The following is a 16,814-nucleotide window of genomic DNA, read 5'->3' as shown; positions in this document are numbered from 1 at the left end:
TGGATTCGTGAGCGAAACAGTCTTGTCCAAAGAACCCGTGCAGCCCGCGCCAGAAGCGCCGGCTAAAAAACCTGAACCTGCGTCGCAGGGTCGGGGCAATGGTCTGGCCGTTGTCGCCCTGTTGCTGGGCGCTGCCGGTGTTGCCGTCGGCGGCTGGGGTGTGTGGCAGGTGCGCCAACTGCAAGCCACCACCGCAGAGCAGCTAAGTGATGTGCCAGCCCTGGCCGCGCAAACACTGTCGATCAAGCAGGGTGAGCAACAACTGCTGACGCGTCTCAACCAGTTGCCATCCGCCAGTGAGCTGGATAATCAGCGGCAATTGGTCGTGCAGTTGCAAGGCGATCAGCAGCGCCTGAACCAGCGCCTCGAAACCGTACTGGGTGAGAGCCGCAAGGACTGGCGCCTGGCCGAGGCCGAGCACTTGCTGCGTCTGGCCACCTTGCGCTTGTCGGCGTTGCAGGACATCACCAGTGCCCAGGCGCTGGTGCAGGGCGCGGATGCCATTTTGCGCGAGCAAAACGATCCGGGTTCATTCGCTGCCCGTGAACAACTGGCCAAAAGCCTGACGGCCTTGCGCAGCGTTGAGCAGCCGGACCGTACCGGGCTGTTTTTGCAGCTGGCGGCCTTGCGTGACCAGGTAGCGCAACTCAGTGCTCTGGCCCCGGCTTATCAGAACCAGGGTGACTCGCTGGCGAGCCTCACGGCTGATGGTGATGGTGCAAGCCGCTGGTCGCAATGGTGGGAGGAGATCTCGCACTACATCCGTATCGACTTCAACGCCGACAAAAACGTGCGCCCATTGTTGGCCGGCCAGAGCCTGACCCAGGTCCGCCTGGCTCTGAGCCTGGCGCTGGAGCAAGCCCAGTGGGCCGCTCTCAATGGTCAGGAATCGGTGTACACCCAGGCCCTGGCGCAGGCGCAGGACGTCCTCAAGGGCAATTTCAACGCGGATAACCCGCAGAGCAAGAAAATCCTTGAGCAGGTGGTGGAGCTGAGCAAACAGCCGGTCACCGTCAAGACGCCGGACCTCGCAGCCACCCTGAGCGCAGTACAGGCCTACCTCGAACGTCGGCATGTGCGTGCCGATGAGCCGGGTAAAGCGGCTGCCAGCCCTGCGCAGGAGGCCCTCCCATGAAGCGCTTCTATGTGATTGTGTTTTTGTTGATTGCAGCCGCGGCCTGCATCGGCCTGGCAATCGCTGAAGACGCGGGCTATGTGCTGATCGCTTATAAAAATTTCCGCTACGAATCGAGCGTATGGGCAACCCTCGCCCTGCTGGCAGTGCTGTGGTTGCTGGTCTGGGGGATCAAGCTACTGGTTGAACTGGTCACGGCGTCTACCGGGCTGGTTAACCCGTGGTCGCGACGCAATCGCAGTCGCCGGGTGCAGATCGCCATCGAACAGGGCCAGATGGACCTCGCCGAGGGCCGTTGGGCCAGCGCGCAAAAGCATCTGGCTCGGGCCGCGGAAGCTGAACCTCAGCCTTTGCTCTACTACCTGGGTGCCGCACGTGCGGCCAACGAGCAGGGGCACTACGAAGAAAGCGACAACCTGCTTGAGCGTGCGCTTGAGCGTCAGCCGCAAGCCGAACTGGCCATTGCCCTGAGCCATGCCCAGTTGCAGGTAGACCGCTCCGACACTGATGGGGCGCTGGTGACCCTGCAAGCCATGCACGAGCGCCATCCGCATAACGTCCAGGTGTTGCGTCAACTGCAGCGCCTGCACCAGCAGCGGGGCGACTGGGGTGCACTGATTCGTCTGCTGCCAGAGTTGCGCAAAGACAAGGTATTGCCGGCCAAGGAGCTGGCAGAGCTGGAGCGTCGTGCCTGGGGGCAAAACCTGAGCCTGGCTGCCCAGCGCGAAACCGGGGGCGAGGCGGGATTGCAGTCCCTTCAGCGTGCCTGGCAACAGCTTACCTCCGCCCAGCGCCAGGAGCCCGCCCTGGTACTGGCCTATGCCGAGCAATTGCGTCAATTGGGCGCACAAGCCGAAGCCGAAGAAGTCTTGCGCGGGGCTCTAAAACGCGGCTACGACAGTCACTTGGTACGCCTCTATGGCCTGTTGCGCGGCAGCGACCCGGTCAAGCAGTTGCAGACTGCCGAAGGCTGGCTCAAAACCCATCAGGGCGATGCCAGCCTGCTCTTGACTCTGGGCCGCCTGTGTCTGCAAAACAGTTTGTGGGGCAAGGCGCGGGACTACCTTGAAAGCAGCCTGAAGGTTGAGCGCAACCCGGAAACCTGTGCAGAACTGGCACGGTTGCTGGCCCAGTTGGGTGATACGGCGCGCAGCAATCAATTGTTCCAGGAAGGCCTGAATCTGCTCGATGAACGTTTGCTGGCCTCGCCTTTGCCGGTGACTGCCACAAGCCTCTGAAAAAGTCAGTCTGGCGTGTGTTTCAGCACACGTCAGGCTGGTCTGTGTGGCCTGCCGCAGGATACGGATTGGTATTTCCTACGCCATACGCTCTAAATACTTCAGGCTTCTGTAGGTATTTCCCCTCTTCCTTCAAGACGTATCCGCCTAAGGCCAGCTTGAAAGGGCTAATGGCTTTCATCTACCGTAATCAACTGTCTATTTTGTTACGGAAAAGCCATGTTCTTGGCAGGCTCACGTTTAATTTTCTTTTTGGCCTTTGCAGTAGGCGCCTTGGTGATGGGCGGTACTTTTTATCTGGAGTACGGGCCTGGGCTCAAGCCTTGTTCGTTATGTCAGGTTCAGCGCTTTTTCCTGCTGGGTTTCTGCCTCGTCAACCTGATGGCTTATGCACATGCCCCTAAAGGCTTTGGTTTGTGGTGTTACTCCCTTGCTTCCACGCTGTTCGCGCTGGGCGGCGGTGCCAGTGCCTTGAGACAGGTATGGCTGCAGCAGATGGCGCCAGAACAACTGATGGTGTGTCAGCCCGAGCTGGCGTGTATTTGGAGCGACATGTCGCCGGGTGAAATAATTTCGATGATTTATCGCGGCAGCGAAGACTGTACGCATCTTCACTGGACCGTATTTGACTTGAGTATTCCCGAGTTAAGCCTGCTGGCCTTTACCGGCCTGCTTGTGCTCAGCATCTTCCAGATAAATCGTTCAATCAATGGCGGCAAATTAACCCATGGCTGCGACGTGAAGTAGCACTTGGGATTAAACACTTGTATGAATTTTCTCTCGTGCGTACCTTGAAGCTGTTGCCGAGCGGGCATAATCTGGCCCGCACGTATCACGGAGTTATGCCGTCCAATGCCCGTGCAATCGCGCAGGTTTTGGTTCACACAGGCCCGGCTGATGTCGGGTGGCATGGGCCCACAAGGGAAGAGAGATCATCATGCTCGAAAGATGCGAGAGTGCTCAGGAACGTTTCAACGGCGTCCACCAACTGGTCGATCGCTGGTTGCATGAGCGCCGTAAACTTGTGAAGGCTTATGCCATCCTGCTGGAGCAGCAAAACAACCCCAAGCGCGGGCCGCAAAAAGAATTTTGCCAGTTGCTGGTCGACTACGTCTCCGCAGGCCATTTCGAGATTTACGAGCAGCTCAATCAGGAGGCCAAAGCCTTCAATGATGAGCGCGGACTTGCCCTGGCGGAAACCATCTACCCGCGTATCAACGTGATTACCGAAGCGGCTCTGGCTTTCAACGATCATTGCGACGGCAAGGCTCATCGCCCTGACTGCGACAAGTTGGCAGAAGAGATCAGGGTGCTGGGCGCTTTGCTCGATGAGCGCTTTGAGCTTGAGGACTGCCTGATCGAAGTGCTGCACAGTGCGCACAAGCAGAAAGAAGCTGCTCAGGCGTAAGTAACAACCCCATAAAAAACGGTGCGCCCAGGCGCGCCGTTTTTCGTTTTTGGGGCGCTATTTTCTAATTGCGAACAACTCGACCTCAAACACCAGCGGCGTATTGGGCGCGATCAAATCCCCAGCACCCGCGGTACCGTAAGCCTGTCTGGAAGGTATCGCCAGCCGCCATTTGGCGCCCACCGGCATCTGTACCAATGCACTGCGCCAGCCAGCGATGACGCTGTCCAGGCGAAACCATTGTGGCTGGGTACTGTGGTCGAACACGGTGCCATCGGGCAGCAGGCCCACATAGCTCACGTACACCGAATCCTGTGGGTCGGGTTTGGCTCCTTTGCCGGGCTTGAGTTCGGTCATGATGATGCCGTCTGCCAGCTCGCGAGCCTGGGGCTGTTGTTTTTCTACCAACAAAAAAACATCTTCAGCGCTCAGGGCTGCGTTGATTGCGGACGAAGTCTGGGCAGGCTCGGTCCGGGCTTGATGCTGCGCCAGAATCTGCCCGATGCGTTCATCAGTCAGGGCTAGCGGCTTGCCTTGGTAGGCCGTGCGCAGGCCTTCGATCAATGCCTGGATCTGTAGCTCGGGAACCTCCTGGCGCAAGCGTTCGCCCAGGCTGGCGCCCATGCTGTAGGCCAGGTCGTGGGCGGCGTCAGGGGTTGGCGCAGGGGCGGCGCTAGCCAAAGGCGCAAGGCACAACAACGACAAAAACAAGTAACGCGGCATGGGGGTTCTCCGGCGTGATGTGCGAGCGATTATGCCAGCGCCTGAATGGCGCCGAGGCTTTAATTCGGTGGGGCTGGAAGACGTTTGTGTACTCTTTGAATTTAGCTGGATTGGCCGTTAAAGATTGATCCAGCACAAGTTTTTCGACGTCATGCAACGCGCAGCTATCCTTAGTGTCAACATGCCCTAGCGGCGGTAGTTACAGAGGTCTAGTATGAGCCGCACTCACTTCAGCCAGGAGGTAAACCATGTCGGCCAATAAGAAGCCCGTTAATACGCCGTTGCACTTGCTCCAACAGCTCTCAGGCAGCCTGCTTGAGCATTTGGAAAACGCTTGCTCCCAAGCGTTGGCTGATGCTGAGAAACTGCTCGCCAAGCTTGAGAAACAGCGCGGCAAAGCGCAGGAAAAACTGCACAAATCCCGCTCCAAACTGCAAGACGCCGCCAACGCTGGCAAGTCCAAGGCTCAGGCCAAGGCCAAGTCGGGCGTCAAAGAGCTTGAGCAACTGCTCGATTCGCTCAAAGAGCGTCAAACCGAAACGCGCACTTATATCCTGCAACTCAAGCGCGATGCTCAAGAAAGCCTGAAGTTGGCCCAGGGTATTGGTCGAGTCAAAGAGGCAGTGGGCAAGGCCTTGTCGTCCCGTGATGCCAAGCCTGCCTCCGCCGCGAAAAAACCTGCTGCCAAGGCAGTTGCCAAACCTGCGGCCAAGGCCCCGGCAAAAGCAGCCGCCAAGCCAGCCGCCAAAACGGCTGCGGCAAAACCGGCAGCAGCTCGCACGGCCAAACCTGCAGCTAAACCGGTTGCGGCAAAAACCGCAGCGGCCAAGCCGGCAGCCAAGCCCGTGGCAGCTAAAACGGCAGCGGCAAAACCTGCTGCCAAGCCCGCAGCGGCTAAACCGGTAGCGGCCAAAGCACCCGCCAAGGCGCCAGTTAAAGCTCCGGCAAAAGCTCCGGTAAAAGCCCCAGTCAAAGTCGCGGCCAAACCTGCTGCAAAAACCGCAGCAGCCAAACCCGCTGCCAAGCCTGCTGCAGCCAAACCGGCAGTAAAGCCCGCCGCCAAACCGGCCGTGAAAAAGCCTGTTGCAGCCAAACCTGCAGCCGCCAAGCCTGCCGCGACACCTGCCAAGCCCGCTGCGGCACCCGCTGCAGCGGCACCTGCTGCTACCCCCGCGCCAGCAGCCCCGGCAGGCGCAACAAACTCGGCTACCACACCAGCCAGCGCTTCTTAAGCGTGTTTGATTGCGGCGCGCAGCCTGCGCAGCGCGTCGCAATCAGGGTGGTCGGCATCGCCCGCCACTCTCTGCAGCCAATCGCAAGCCTCTTGCGATTGCGCTGACGACCAGCCCTGAGTCTGCGACTCCAGGCGCCGCAACAAAGTCCGCTCGGCCTCCAGCTCCAATGACTTGATCTGCACGCGCAACGCTGCCAGCGCATCGTCGTGGGCGGCTGCATCACGCCACTGCATGCGCAATTGTCGTAACGGCTGTACCACCTCGCGCTGCCAGGGCCCGGCACAGGCGTTTAATTGACCAAGACGAACTTCGTCGCAGGCCACGCCGCGCTCCTCAAGCCAGGCTGCACACAGCAGCAAGCACACATCCAGGCCCCGGCTTTGCAGGTCAAGGCACGCTTGCTCTATCCCGGGTCGGGCATAGAGGGTCAAACAGTAATTCCACAGGTCAGTCTGCATAGTGCAATTCGCGCCAGTTGAGAGGGAAGCTGGTAGACTCCGCCGCCATTATGATCCGACTTCAGAACCTGACTTTACAGCGTGGCCCGCAACGTCTGCTAGAAGACGCCGAGCTGACCCTGCACGCCGGCCACAAAGCCGGTCTGGTCGGCGCCAATGGCGCCGGTAAATCCACTTTGTTCGCCTTGCTGCTGGGTGAGTTGACGCCTGATTCCGGGGATTGTCTGCTTCCGGCCGACTGGCGGATCGCCCATATGCGGCAAGAAATCGACACCCTCGACCGCATTGCGATCGACTACGTGCTCGATGGCGACCAGCGCTTGCGCCAGGTACAAGCCGATCTGGCCAGGGCCGAGGCTGACGAGGACGGCGCTGCGCAAGCGCGCCTGCACTCCGAGCTGGACAGTGCCGACGGTTATACCGCCGATGCGCGTGCCCGCAAAATGCTCGCCGGCCTGGGCTTCACCAACGAACAAATGGATCGCCCGGTCGCCGACTTCTCCGGTGGCTGGCGCATGCGCCTGAACCTGGCGCAGGCCTTGATGTGCCCGTCGGATCTGTTGTTGCTCGATGAACCGACCAACCACTTGGACCTCGACGCCATTCTGTGGCTGGAAGACTTCCTCAAGAATTACCCTGGCACCTTGCTGCTGATCTCCCACGACCGGGATTTCCTGGATGCCGTGGTCGACAATATTGCTCATGTCGACCAGCGCAAGATCACCCTCTATCGCGGTGGTTACAGCGCATTCGAACGTGCCCGTGCCGAACGTCTGGCCCAGCAGCAACAGGCCTACGAAAAGCAACAGGCGCAACGTGCGCACATGGAAAGCTATATCGCCCGATTCAAGGCCCAGGCCACCAAGGCCCGTCAGGCGCAGAGCCGGATCAAGGCCCTGGAGCGCATGGAAGAATTGAGCGCGGCCCATGTGGATTCGCCGTTCGACTTCGTGTTCCGCGAGGCGGTCAAGCTCTCCAGCCCGTTGCTCGACTTGTCCGATGCGCGTCTGGGTTATGGCGACAAAACCATCCTCGAGAAGGTCAAGCTGCAACTGGTTCCGGGCGCTCGTATTGGCTTGCTCGGGCCAAACGGCGCGGGTAAATCGACCCTGATCAAAAACCTCGCAGGCGAGCTGGAACCGCTTTCAGGGCGTCTGGCTCGTGGCGAGAACCTGGTGGTTGGCTACTTTGCCCAGCACCAGCTCGACTCGCTGGACTCCAAAGCCAGCCCGTTGCTGCATATGCAGCGTCTGGCGCCGACTGAGCGTGAACAGACCCTGCGCGACTTCCTCGGTGGTTTCGACTTCCGTGGTGCGCGTATCGACGAGCCGGTACTGAATTTTTCCGGTGGCGAAAAAGCCCGTCTGGCACTGGCGTTGATCGCCTGGGGCCGACCGAACCTGCTGCTGCTCGACGAACCGACCAACCACCTTGACCTCGAAATGCGGCTGGCGCTGACCATGGCCCTGCAAGAGTTCAGCGGTGCGGTGCTGGTGGTGTCCCACGATCGGCATTTGCTCAAAAGCACCACGGATGAATTCCTGCTGGTAGCCGATGGCAAGGTGCAGGAATTCGACGGCGACCTCGAAGACTACGCACGCTGGCTGGCCGACTACCGTTTGCGCAACGCGCCGGTGAGCAACACCACAGTCAACCCGGACAAGACCGATAAAAAGGCTCAGCGTCAGGCGGCTGCGGCGTTGCGTCAGCAACTGGCCCCGCACAAGCGCGAGGCCGACAAGCTCGAAAGTGAGCTGGGCAAGGTCAACGAGAAACTCGCCAGGATCGAAACCAGCCTGGGTGACAGTGCTGTTTACGAAGCGGCACGCAAAGACGAATTGCGTGATCTGCTGGCCGATCAGGCCAGGCTCAAGGTGCTTGAAAGCCAGCTGGAAGAACGCTGGATGGAGTCGCTCGAGCTGCTGGAGTCGATGCAAGCGGAACTGGAAGCCCTGTCCTGATGGAAGCCCTGCACTTGCCGTTGCCGGCCGAACTGATCGCACCGCTGTGGGTTGGCGTGCAGATCTTGCTGATCCTGCTGGCGGGCTATTTCTCCCAGCGTGTCGTGGCGCGTTTCCTGACACGTCTGGGCGAGCGTTATCCGTTCCCGCCGCAGTTGATGGTGCCGCTGCGTGGTGGCCTGCGCTGGTTCATCATGGGCAGCGCGGTGATTGTCGTGCTGGAGCGCCTGGGCGTCTCAGCCACCGTGCTGTGGACTGCACTGTCGGGGTTTGTGGCGGTGGCGGCGATTGCCTTCTTCGCCATGTGGAGTGTGCTTTCCAATCTGCTGTGCGCGGTGCTGATCTTCACCGTGGGGCCGTTTCGCATTGGTGACGTGGTGGAGCTGCTCGATACCCTCGACAAGCCGGGCGTCAAAGGCCGGGTCGTGGCCATCAACTTGCTCTACACCACCCTGATCGAGCCTGCAGAAGCGGGTAGCGGCAGCAGCATGGTGCAAGTACCCAACAGCCTGTTCTTCCAGCGCTCGGTACGCCGCTGGCGCGAAAGCGACCTCTGACTGTAACTGTAATGTGACGTGCCTTCAAAAATCTGTGGTCAATTTTCAACCAACGCATTAGCTTAAAGGACTTGTTACAGATCTTGTCCGAGGTGTGCGATGTCGTTGGAAACGTGGTTGGCCTTCTTTGCTGCCTGTTGGGTGATCAGCCTGTCTCCCGGTGCCGGTGCGATTGCCTCGATGTCGTGCGGTTTGCAATACGGTTTCTGGCGCGGATACTGGAACGCACTGGGCCTGCAACTGGGTCTGGCGCTGCAAATCGCGATTGTCGCCGCCGGTGTTGGCGCAGTTCTCGCTGCCTCATCCACTGCCTTTTACGCAATCAAATGGTTTGGTGTGGCCTATCTGGTCTACCTTGCCGTCAAGCAATGGCGTGCCCTGCCAACCGACCTCAGCGATGACGCCGCCGTGCGCCCCCTCGGCAAGCCGCTGGCGTTGGTGTTTCGTGGCTTTCTGGTCAACGTCAGCAACCCCAAGGCGCTGGTGTTTATGCTCGCCGTCTTGCCGCAGTTCGTAAACCCCGCCGCGCCGCTGGTGTCTCAATACCTCACCCTGGGCGTGACCATGATCTGCGTCGACCTGATTGTCATGGCTGGCTACACCGGTCTGGCGTCCAAGGTGTTGCGCTTGCTGCGCACCCCCACACAGCAACGTCGGATGAACCGCACCTTTGCCGGTTTGTTTGTCGGCGCGGCGGGTTTTCTGGCAACGTTGCATCGCACTACGGCTTGAAACCTGTGCAAAACGTGTACAAGTAATGTGTGCTCCCTGGCGTTGTTGCAATGGCTCAGTCTTTTTAGACTTTTGAACATCGTTTCAACATTCTAATCCTGGAGCTCACATGAATTTTGCAAAGCCTAAGTTGATCACCTCATTTCTTGCCTGCCTGAGTTTGGCGACGATGCCAGTGATGGCGGCAAAGCCCGCCGAAAATGCAAACCCCACCATTCGGGCTATGTTGGGTGCAGTGCAACTCGACCGACTTGATCCAGCCAGTACCGCCTTGGTAGTGATAGATTTTCAGCAGGAGTACTTCACTGGCCGGTTGCCTATTCCGGACGGCCTGAAGGCAGTGGACAAAGCTCGTGAGCTGATTGCATTCGCGGATAAAGCAAAAATACCGGTTTATCAGGTTCAACATATCGCCCCTGCAGGTTCTGCAGTTTTTGCCCTCGGCAGCGAAGGTGTAAAGTTCCATCCCCTGATGCAGCCGCGTGCTGGCGATACTGTTTTACAGAAGACGACAGTCAGCGTTTTTGGCAGTACAGCCCTTGATACCCAATTGAAAGTCGAAGGCATCAAGACGGTAATTGTTGCCGGCCTCATGACTCATGCTTGTGTGGCCGGAGCAGCACGGGATGCTGCGCCTCTGGGTTATCAGGTCGTGGTAGCATCGGACGCTTCGGCCACCCGCACTATTACGCGAGCCAATGGCCAGAGTATTGATGCCCAAAGCCTGCACCGTGCGGCTCTGGCCGAAATCGAAGACACGTTCGGCGATGTCATGACCACGGAGCAGATCATCAACTTGCCCCTCATGTGAAACCCTGCCGATGAACCAACTGCTGGCGATGCGCGCGTTTTGTTGCATTGTTGAAAATCACGGGTTTTCGGCGGCAGCTGAGCGGCTGGAGACAACCCATTCATCCTTGTCACGGCAGTTGCAGCAGTTGGAGGCGGTGCTAGGTGTACGTCTGATCAACCGTACGACTCGGCACCTGAGTCTGACGGCAGCGGGTGCGCAATATCATGCCGCCTGTGTAGATATCCTGCTGCGAATCGATCAGGCAGCCTTGGCCATTGTCGAAGATGAGCGTGAGCCAACGGGTGTATTGCGTATCAGCGCACCGCTAGTGATAGGTACGATGGAATTGGAACACTGGTTGCCAGCCTTCCAGCAGTGTTATCCAAAAATCCAGATCGACATGTCATGCAATGACCGATTTGTTGACCTGGTGGCCGAGCGCTTTGATGTTGCGTTACGCATCAGTGGCCCATTAGCTGACTCATCGTTGGTGGCCAAAACCTTGACCGTGTCCGAGTTGATTCTGGTCGCATCTCCTGCCTACATCAGTCGCTATGGTTTACCACGCCAAGCTGATGACCTGAGCACTCATCAGCTACTGGCCTTTACTGGCAGTAGTGAGTGGACACTGACGTCGCAATGCACTGACGCCCACACTGTTAGATTGAACGGGCATTTCAAGACTGACACCATTACCGCGTTATTTAGCGCTGCCTTGGCCGGATCAGGTATCGCAGCCTTTACGCGGGCGACGGTCCAGCAGCATCTGAGCAAGGGTCAGTTGGTTCACATTCTGCCCGGCTACAGGTTGGGGCAGCGGTATTACTATGCCCTCTATCCTCATGCCAAATACCTTGCGCCTAAAGTGCGCGTCTTCGTTGAGTTCATGACGCAATACTACAAAACGCTGAGCGAATAATCGCCCGTCATTGTGCGCTCAACATACTCTGATGTCCGGTTCTTAAGCCGCTCCAGGACATCAATGCAAAATCTTTGGCGCCTCATCCGCAGGCAGGTTGGTGCGTTGTACTGGCTCTGTAGACCGTCGTTCAGGTGTAATGCCCGCCAGTTGTTCCTTGAGCAGATGCGCAACGTTTCCCCCCAGCGTCTTTGCTACCTCGCGCACCACCAGTGGGCGGTTCAAGGAAACTTCAACGTCGCGGCTGTTTACCAGCTTGGCATTTTGCCCTTCACCCACGGCAGTAAACGCCGATGTGACTTCCAAAGTGCGGGTGTTGATTACGCTGAAGTTGGCAACCAGCGTCAGGCCGAGAATCGCCGAGTAACTTTTGGTGTTGGCCAGTGCGTGGGTGTCTTGGGTGAAGGCGATATCTGAGACTGTGCCAAACAGCACATAGTCGGCGCCTTTGAAATGACCGGCCTTGATACGTTTTATTACATTGTAAATATCGCTCTTGTCGCTGGTTGTATAGGGCGTCGACTGTACCAGCCGAAAGAGTTTTGATTTGAGAATTTCGCCTTTGATGTCGCCGCTGAACGCTCTCAGCTCGGACTGCATGATGTAGCTGTTGAGAGTTTTGAAAGATTTGTAAGTTGATGTGCGGTTGGCGTAATAATACGGCCCGGACTGAAAGTTATTGCTTGTTGCTACTGTCTGAACGTACTTCTGTACGTGCGCCTCATAAGCCAGATCAGTCACGGCAATTTTGGGTGCGGCTTGAACCCCTGAGGCGCAGGCCAGGCTGATAATGCATATCCAGATACGCATGGCTTAACGCTCCGTAGTCTTGCGGATTTCTTTGTCGTCTATCCACTCAGTCAATCCGCTTTCCAGGTCGATCAATTGCAAGTTAAAGGTGTAGAAAACGTCCTTGTAATCCTTGCTGCGTTTGACAATGGATGTGATTGAGCCCTCTAAACGGTACTTGGCAGCGATCATATTGCCGGTCTTGCTGACAGTAGACTCTTTGTAGAGGCCGCTTTGGTTTTGCAACTGGAGCTGGTCGACCTGACTTTGTATGTCGGTGTTGTCGTTCGTGAAGCGTACGGTCCCGGTTTTCATGAGTTGGGTTTTGATTGATGTAGTGATCTGGCGGGTGTCGATGTATTCGCTGGTTTTGTTTTTCACATCGTAGACCTGCACTACGGGCCGCCCCTGGAGAACCCCGGACTGTGCGAGTGAGCGTGTCATGCTTTCAGCGATCATCTGCAGGTCGGTGGAGCCAAATTCATTGGTAACCAACTCCACTGCTTTGGTGTCGCCATAGCTGATGTTTTTTCCACCGATTACGGGTGAAGTATTGAAACAGCCGCTGATAAGGGCGATTGAGAGGGTAAGCAACGAAATACGTATGAACATGGAAAGTTCTCTAGGTCGTACAGAGGAAAATGATCAGGGGGTTTTTATTTCAATGCGAAAGTCACGCACCTTCGGCTGTGGAGCAATGTCCGCAATGAACGTGGTTTGCTTGGCGTAAAGGGTGATGGCTTTCCAGCTGTCCTCCCTGCCAGCCGGGAAACCGTCCTGGCCCAACCAGGCAAATCGGTAATACATCAAACGGTTTCGGCTGCTGCTGTTACTCAACTGCGCGTTAACAGTCATAAAGCCATTCTCGCGGGCGACGCGAATTGCCCCGACTGAAATGTGTTTCAACTTGCCTACTACCATGACCTTGCTAGCGGCACTGCCAGGTTCAGGGGGCGGTGGTGTTGTGCAGCCGGTTATAAGTAGCAGCGCCAGGGCGCTAAAAATCAGATGACGCATGGTGAGTTCCTCAGGATTGCTCCGGACTGGAAATGGCAGACCCTGGAAGGGCTGGCACTGTGCGAGTTGTCATGTCTTGGCTGAAAACATGGTTGCCGACCACGCGTAACGTGATCACTTGATAAGGGTGCCCCGCCTTGATCAGCACTCGAGTACTGCCCGGGATGTTGGGCAACTGCAGATGATGCTCGCCCTGCTTGAGGCGTAGCTGCAGCACCTGCGTGTTATCCGCCAGAGTGCGCCAGGCTCGGGTATCGGCCCCTTCGAGCACCGCAGATACAACGCCTAGTACCAGCCCGGCCAGAGGATCCCTGTCATTGAGTTGTTTTTGCGCTACTCCTCGACTGATTGCCCGCACACTGGAACGCAGAATGATTCCTGGCATGTCATCGCGCAGAGCCCTGCGTGCCATGGCTGTGGTGCTATTGAGCAGAGTCAGCTGGTGGGCTTGGCCGTTGATCAGGATGTGAGTCAAGGGCGCGTTGGTGAAGTTGGGTTTGATCAGTGGAAATGACAGCGGTGTGATGATGGTATTGCTGCTGATGTTCAACGGTAGGGGGATGCGTATTGAGTCCCGAGCGGGTGCCAGGCCACTTTGCAGCACAATCAGAACCTCGCTGTCAGCGTTCCAGATTTTGGGTGTGTTGAGATTGAGCAGACTCTGTTCAAGTAAAGGCGTATTGGGTCGCAGCTCAGCGGCCTGGCGATAACCTGGCGCGGCAAGACCTCTTTCACCCAAAGCCTCGTATACGAAGCCCGCGAGGTAGTGACTAAAGGCGCTTTGATAGCTGTTTTTGAGTTCCAGCACATCTGGAGCGTTGAGATTGTTGAGCGGATAGCCTTGTAGATCCCTGATCCTGGTTCGTACTCCCCGACGCTCTGCTTCCTGTTCGCGCTTGAGGTACTGCTTGTCTCGCAGCTCAGCGATAAGGGCTTCGCGCTCATGGGTTTTTTTGATCTCGGTGCGAGCTCCCTCGAAATCATTACGGGCCAGCATATTCAGCGCTATTTGTGTGCTCAACATGACTTTCTCGTAGTCATGGCCTTCGTAACGGCGAACCTTGTCATTCACTGCATAACTGGCAAATTGCGAGAGGTATTTGTCGGTATCGAGCCTGGTCGAGTCCTCCCAGGTGCGGATGACCTTGTCGGCACTGCGCCATGCGTTGAGGCTACCGATGAGGTCGCCTTTGGCGCGTAATAATTCGCCCTTTTCCAAGTAGTAGAGGAGGTCTTTATTATCGTCACTGTTGTTTTTTTCCAACAGATGCAATGCACCTTCTATATTTCCGGCCCTCAACTGTTGATTGGTCGCTAGAAGTTCGTCGTCGTAGCTACGGAACGCCGAGCATCCTGTCAGCGCAACGCCGGCACTCAGAATTAAAACGGTGAATATACGAGTGCTCATAAAGTGAGTTTTTCTGAGAGTTTCACGATGTGGGTACAGGTCAAATCAGATAGCTACCTGCCAGGTATGTGGCACTCCCGAAGACTGGCCTGAGTTTCTTCAGCGATTGATTTGCTGCAATAGAAAAGACGTTATTCTAAGCACACACACAGGCCCATTAAATGGGGCTCTCAGCCCATTGTTGCCCTGATTTTGAGTTTTCAGACACCTCCTACTTTGTCCGAAGGAAAGACCTTACGACGAGCTGTGAAAAAGCATCTGCTTGACGAACGCCTTGAGTCAAAGGCCATTAAAAGTGAACAATGTGTTACTTCTCATTTCCGTCCGGATTGTTCGATGACCTCCCGCTCGCGTTTTTTGGCATGGCTACTGCTGCCCGTGCTTGCGTTGTGCAGCCTTGTTGCTTCTGCCAACTCCCCGGAAGGCGCCTCACAAGCGCTACACCTGATTGACTACATTGGTGCGGATTACCCGCCTACGGTTGAAAACGGCAAGGTCATCGATGAGACCGAATACCGTGAACAGCTCGAATTTCTGGCTGTGCTCAAAGGCCTGATTGCCGATTTGCCCCAGCGCCCTGAGCGTGACGAACTGGTGCAAGGCGTGAAGGCCTTGCACACCGCTATCGAACAACGGCAAGACGGCAGCGCCGTGGCCCGTGAAGCGCGTCAGCTGGGTGCCAAACTGGCAGTGGCTTACGAGGTCAGCCAGGCGCCCGCCATTACCCCCGACCCGGCCCGCGGCGCGCCTCTGTACACGCAGCATTGCTCGGTGTGCCACGGTGACACCGGTGCCGGTGATGGCCCTGCCAGTGTCGGTATGACGCCGCCTCCGGCTAACCTGCGCGATTCACAGCGCCTGGACCGGCTGAGCCTCTACGCGATCTACAACACTCTGGGCCTGGGCGTTGAAGGCACGGACATGCCATCGTTTGCCGACCAATTGGACGAACGTCAGCGTTGGGACCTGGCCACCTATATCGCCGGCTTGAGTGCCGACCCGAGCGCCACCAAGGCCGATAAAACCTACAACCTGGCCGACCTGGCCCGTCAAACCCCGAATGAAGTGCTGGCGGCTGAAGGCCCCGAGGCCACTGCCACTTTCCGTGCCCAGCGGGCGCAGCCGCCGCAAGTTAAACGCGGCCCGGCGCAGTTGCTCGATTACACCAGTGCAACCCTCGACAAAAGCCTCGCCGCTTATCGCGCAGGGGATCGCGAGCAAGCCTACGACTTGTCGGTTGCAGCCTATCTCGAAGGCTTTGAACTGGTCGAAAGCTCGCTGGATAACGTCGACGCCAACGTACGCAAAAGCACCGAAAAAGCCCTGATGGCCTATCGGCAATCGTTGCAGGACGGTTTGCCGATCGAGCAGGTCGAACAGCGTCTGGATGCGGCCAAAGGTTTGCTCAAGGAATCTGCCGGGCTGTTGGGCAGCGATGGTTTGAGCTGGACCTTGAGTTATATCTCCGGCTTGTTGATTTTGCTGCGCGAAGGCCTGGAAGCGATTCTGGTGCTGGCGGCGATCCTGGCTTTCTTGCGTAATACCGGCCAGCAATCGGCGGTGCGTAGCGTCAACATCGGTTGGGGGCTGGCATTGGTCGCCGGGCTCGCGACCTGGGCGCTGGCCGCCTATGTCATCGACGTCAGTGGCGCCCAGCGTGAGCTGCTGGAAGGCTGTACGGCCTTGTTTGCCAGTGTCATGGTGCTGTGGCTGGGGGTGTGGATGCACGACCGCCGTCACGCAGCGGCGTGGCAGGATTACATCAAAAGCAGTCTGGTCAGTGGTGGCGGGCGTTTTGGTTTTGCGATCCTGGCGTTCTTCTCGGTGTATCGCGAACTGTTCGAAGTGATCCTGTTCTACGAAACCCTATGGTTGCAAGCAGGCCCGGCCGGGCATAACGCCGTACTGGCGGGTGGCGCCACGGCGCTGGTGCTGCTGATGGGGTTGGCGTGGATCATCCTGCGCGGATCGGCCAAGCTGCCTTTGGCGCTGTTTTTCAGCATCAATGCGGCGCTGCTTTGCGCGCTGTCGGTGGTCTTCGCCGGGCACGGCGTGAAAGCGCTGCAAGAAGCTGGCATCTTCGGCACTCGACCTGTGGCGTTCTTTGACTTCGACTGGCTGGGCATTCACGCTGATGCTTACTCGCTGACTGCGCAGGCAGTGGCAATTTTGGCGATTGTCGTGCTGTATAGCCGTAGCAAATTGGCAGAAAAACGCCGGGTGCAGGCCTGATCTGTGTAGTGGGGGAGCGCCAATCCTCGTAGCTGCCGAAGGCACGAGGCTGCGTCCGACGATGCAATCGTCGTAAATCCGCTGTGCGTGATGTATCTGAAACATCACGGCCGAATGGGTTTACGACTGCTTCGCAGCCGAACGTAGCCTCGTTCTACTCGTCAACGGCTACAGATATTTTGCAGCGGCTACAAATGATCATATTTCTT

The 16,814-nt window shown here is 57.5% G+C and carries 17 protein-coding genes; 11 read left to right on the top strand and 6 right to left on the bottom strand.

Annotated features, from left to right (window positions below; all coding sequences use genetic code 11):
* Nucleotides 1-7: 7 nt before the first annotated feature.
* The 4 genes from ACZRMH_RS05785 to rsd all read left to right on the top strand — a co-directional run bounded on the left by ACZRMH_RS05785 (nucleotide 8) and on the right by rsd (nucleotide 3,781).
* A complete protein-coding gene (locus ACZRMH_RS05785; protein ID WP_464012573.1) occupies nucleotides 8-1,135 on the top strand; it encodes a uroporphyrinogen-III C-methyltransferase in 1,128 nt (375 codons plus the stop codon).
* Nucleotides 1,132-2,373 carry a heme biosynthesis HemY N-terminal domain-containing protein gene (locus ACZRMH_RS05780; RefSeq protein WP_464012572.1) on the top strand — a complete coding sequence of 414 codons (1,242 nt, stop codon included), beginning with the start codon at nucleotides 1,132-1,134 and terminating at the stop codon, nucleotides 2,371-2,373. Before ACZRMH_RS05785 ends, ACZRMH_RS05780 begins: the two co-directional genes overlap by 4 nt.
* 219 nt (nucleotides 2,374-2,592) lie before the next feature.
* Nucleotides 2,593-3,120, top strand: a complete 528-nt coding sequence (locus ACZRMH_RS05775) for a disulfide bond formation protein B (RefSeq protein ID WP_464012571.1) — start codon at nucleotides 2,593-2,595, stop codon at nucleotides 3,118-3,120.
* A 190-nt stretch (nucleotides 3,121-3,310) separates the two neighbouring features.
* Complete coding sequence (gene rsd / locus ACZRMH_RS05770) at nucleotides 3,311-3,781, top strand: sigma D regulator (RefSeq protein ID WP_464012570.1); 471 nt, start codon at nucleotides 3,311-3,313, stop codon at nucleotides 3,779-3,781.
* 57 nt (nucleotides 3,782-3,838) lie between these two features.
* Here the strand turns inward: rsd and ACZRMH_RS05765 are convergent, their stop codons facing one another.
* Nucleotides 3,839-4,504 carry an FKBP-type peptidyl-prolyl cis-trans isomerase gene (locus ACZRMH_RS05765; protein WP_464012569.1) on the bottom strand — a complete coding sequence of 222 codons (666 nt, stop codon included), beginning with the start codon at nucleotides 4,502-4,504 and terminating at the stop codon, nucleotides 3,839-3,841.
* Between the two features lie 248 nt (nucleotides 4,505-4,752).
* On the opposite strand from ACZRMH_RS05765, the gene ACZRMH_RS05760 reads away from it, so the two are divergent.
* Nucleotides 4,753-5,736 carry an AlgP family protein gene (locus tag ACZRMH_RS05760; protein ID WP_464012568.1) on the top strand — a complete coding sequence of 328 codons (984 nt, stop codon included), beginning with the start codon at nucleotides 4,753-4,755 and terminating at the stop codon, nucleotides 5,734-5,736.
* Here the strand turns inward: ACZRMH_RS05760 and ACZRMH_RS05755 are convergent.
* On the bottom strand, nucleotides 5,733-6,197 hold the full coding sequence (locus tag ACZRMH_RS05755; protein WP_464012567.1) for a TIGR02444 family protein: 465 nt from the start codon (nucleotides 6,195-6,197) through the stop codon (nucleotides 5,733-5,735). The two genes, ACZRMH_RS05760 and ACZRMH_RS05755, sit on opposite strands and share 4 nt — an antisense overlap.
* A 50-nt stretch (nucleotides 6,198-6,247) precedes the next feature.
* Between ACZRMH_RS05755 and ACZRMH_RS05750 the strand changes: the two genes are divergently transcribed.
* From ACZRMH_RS05750 to ACZRMH_RS05730, 5 genes are all read left to right on the top strand, one after another.
* Entirely contained in the window at nucleotides 6,248-8,158 is a 1,911-nt protein-coding gene (locus ACZRMH_RS05750) for an ATP-binding cassette domain-containing protein (RefSeq protein WP_464012566.1), read from the top strand.
* Nucleotides 8,158-8,715, top strand: coding sequence for a mechanosensitive ion channel domain-containing protein (locus tag ACZRMH_RS05745; RefSeq protein ID WP_464012565.1), 558 nt, complete (start codon nucleotides 8,158-8,160; stop codon nucleotides 8,713-8,715). Before ACZRMH_RS05750 ends, ACZRMH_RS05745 begins: the two co-directional genes overlap by 1 nt.
* A gap of 99 nt (nucleotides 8,716-8,814) precedes the next feature.
* The gene (locus ACZRMH_RS05740) at nucleotides 8,815-9,447 is read left to right on the top strand and encodes a LysE family transporter (protein ID WP_464012564.1); all 633 of its coding nucleotides are present in this window, start codon (nucleotides 8,815-8,817) and stop codon (nucleotides 9,445-9,447) included.
* A gap of 109 nt (nucleotides 9,448-9,556) precedes the next feature.
* A complete protein-coding gene (locus ACZRMH_RS05735; protein ID WP_464012563.1) occupies nucleotides 9,557-10,258 on the top strand; it encodes a cysteine hydrolase family protein in 702 nt (233 codons plus the stop codon).
* 10 nt (nucleotides 10,259-10,268) lie between these two features.
* Nucleotides 10,269-11,159: a LysR family transcriptional regulator gene (locus tag ACZRMH_RS05730; protein WP_464012562.1), complete on the top strand. Its 891-nt coding sequence runs from the start codon at nucleotides 10,269-10,271 to the stop codon at nucleotides 11,157-11,159.
* A 60-nt stretch (nucleotides 11,160-11,219) separates the two neighbouring features.
* Here ACZRMH_RS05730 and ACZRMH_RS05725 read toward each other — a convergent pair whose 3' ends face one another.
* The 4 genes from ACZRMH_RS05725 to ACZRMH_RS05710 are packed head-to-tail and all read right to left on the bottom strand — an operon-like array spanning nucleotide 11,220 to nucleotide 14,373.
* Nucleotides 11,220-11,969 (bottom strand): penicillin-binding protein activator LpoB, encoded by a 750-nt coding sequence (locus ACZRMH_RS05725; protein ID WP_464012561.1) that lies wholly within the window; start codon nucleotides 11,967-11,969, stop codon nucleotides 11,220-11,222.
* 3 nt (nucleotides 11,970-11,972) lie between these two features.
* Complete coding sequence (gene lpoB / locus ACZRMH_RS05720) at nucleotides 11,973-12,560, bottom strand: penicillin-binding protein activator LpoB (RefSeq protein WP_464012560.1); 588 nt, start codon at nucleotides 12,558-12,560, stop codon at nucleotides 11,973-11,975.
* 33 nt (nucleotides 12,561-12,593) lie between these two features.
* The gene (locus ACZRMH_RS05715) at nucleotides 12,594-12,965 is read right to left on the bottom strand and encodes a YcfL family putative periplasmic lipoprotein (RefSeq protein ID WP_464012559.1); all 372 of its coding nucleotides are present in this window, start codon (nucleotides 12,963-12,965) and stop codon (nucleotides 12,594-12,596) included.
* A 10-nt stretch (nucleotides 12,966-12,975) separates the two neighbouring features.
* Nucleotides 12,976-14,373 carry a COG3014 family protein gene (locus ACZRMH_RS05710; protein WP_464012558.1) on the bottom strand — a complete coding sequence of 466 codons (1,398 nt, stop codon included), beginning with the start codon at nucleotides 14,371-14,373 and terminating at the stop codon, nucleotides 12,976-12,978.
* 336 nt (nucleotides 14,374-14,709) lie between these two features.
* On the opposite strand from ACZRMH_RS05710, the gene ACZRMH_RS05705 reads away from it, so the two are divergent.
* Nucleotides 14,710-16,605 carry an FTR1 family protein gene (locus ACZRMH_RS05705; protein WP_464012557.1) on the top strand — a complete coding sequence of 632 codons (1,896 nt, stop codon included), beginning with the start codon at nucleotides 14,710-14,712 and terminating at the stop codon, nucleotides 16,603-16,605.
* The last annotated feature ends 209 nt before the right edge of the window (nucleotides 16,606-16,814 follow it).

This window comes from Pseudomonas sp. B414 (genome assembly GCF_055408445.1).
Note: the sequence above shows the minus strand (reverse complement) of the source record. Positions and strands in the feature narration are given on the sequence as shown.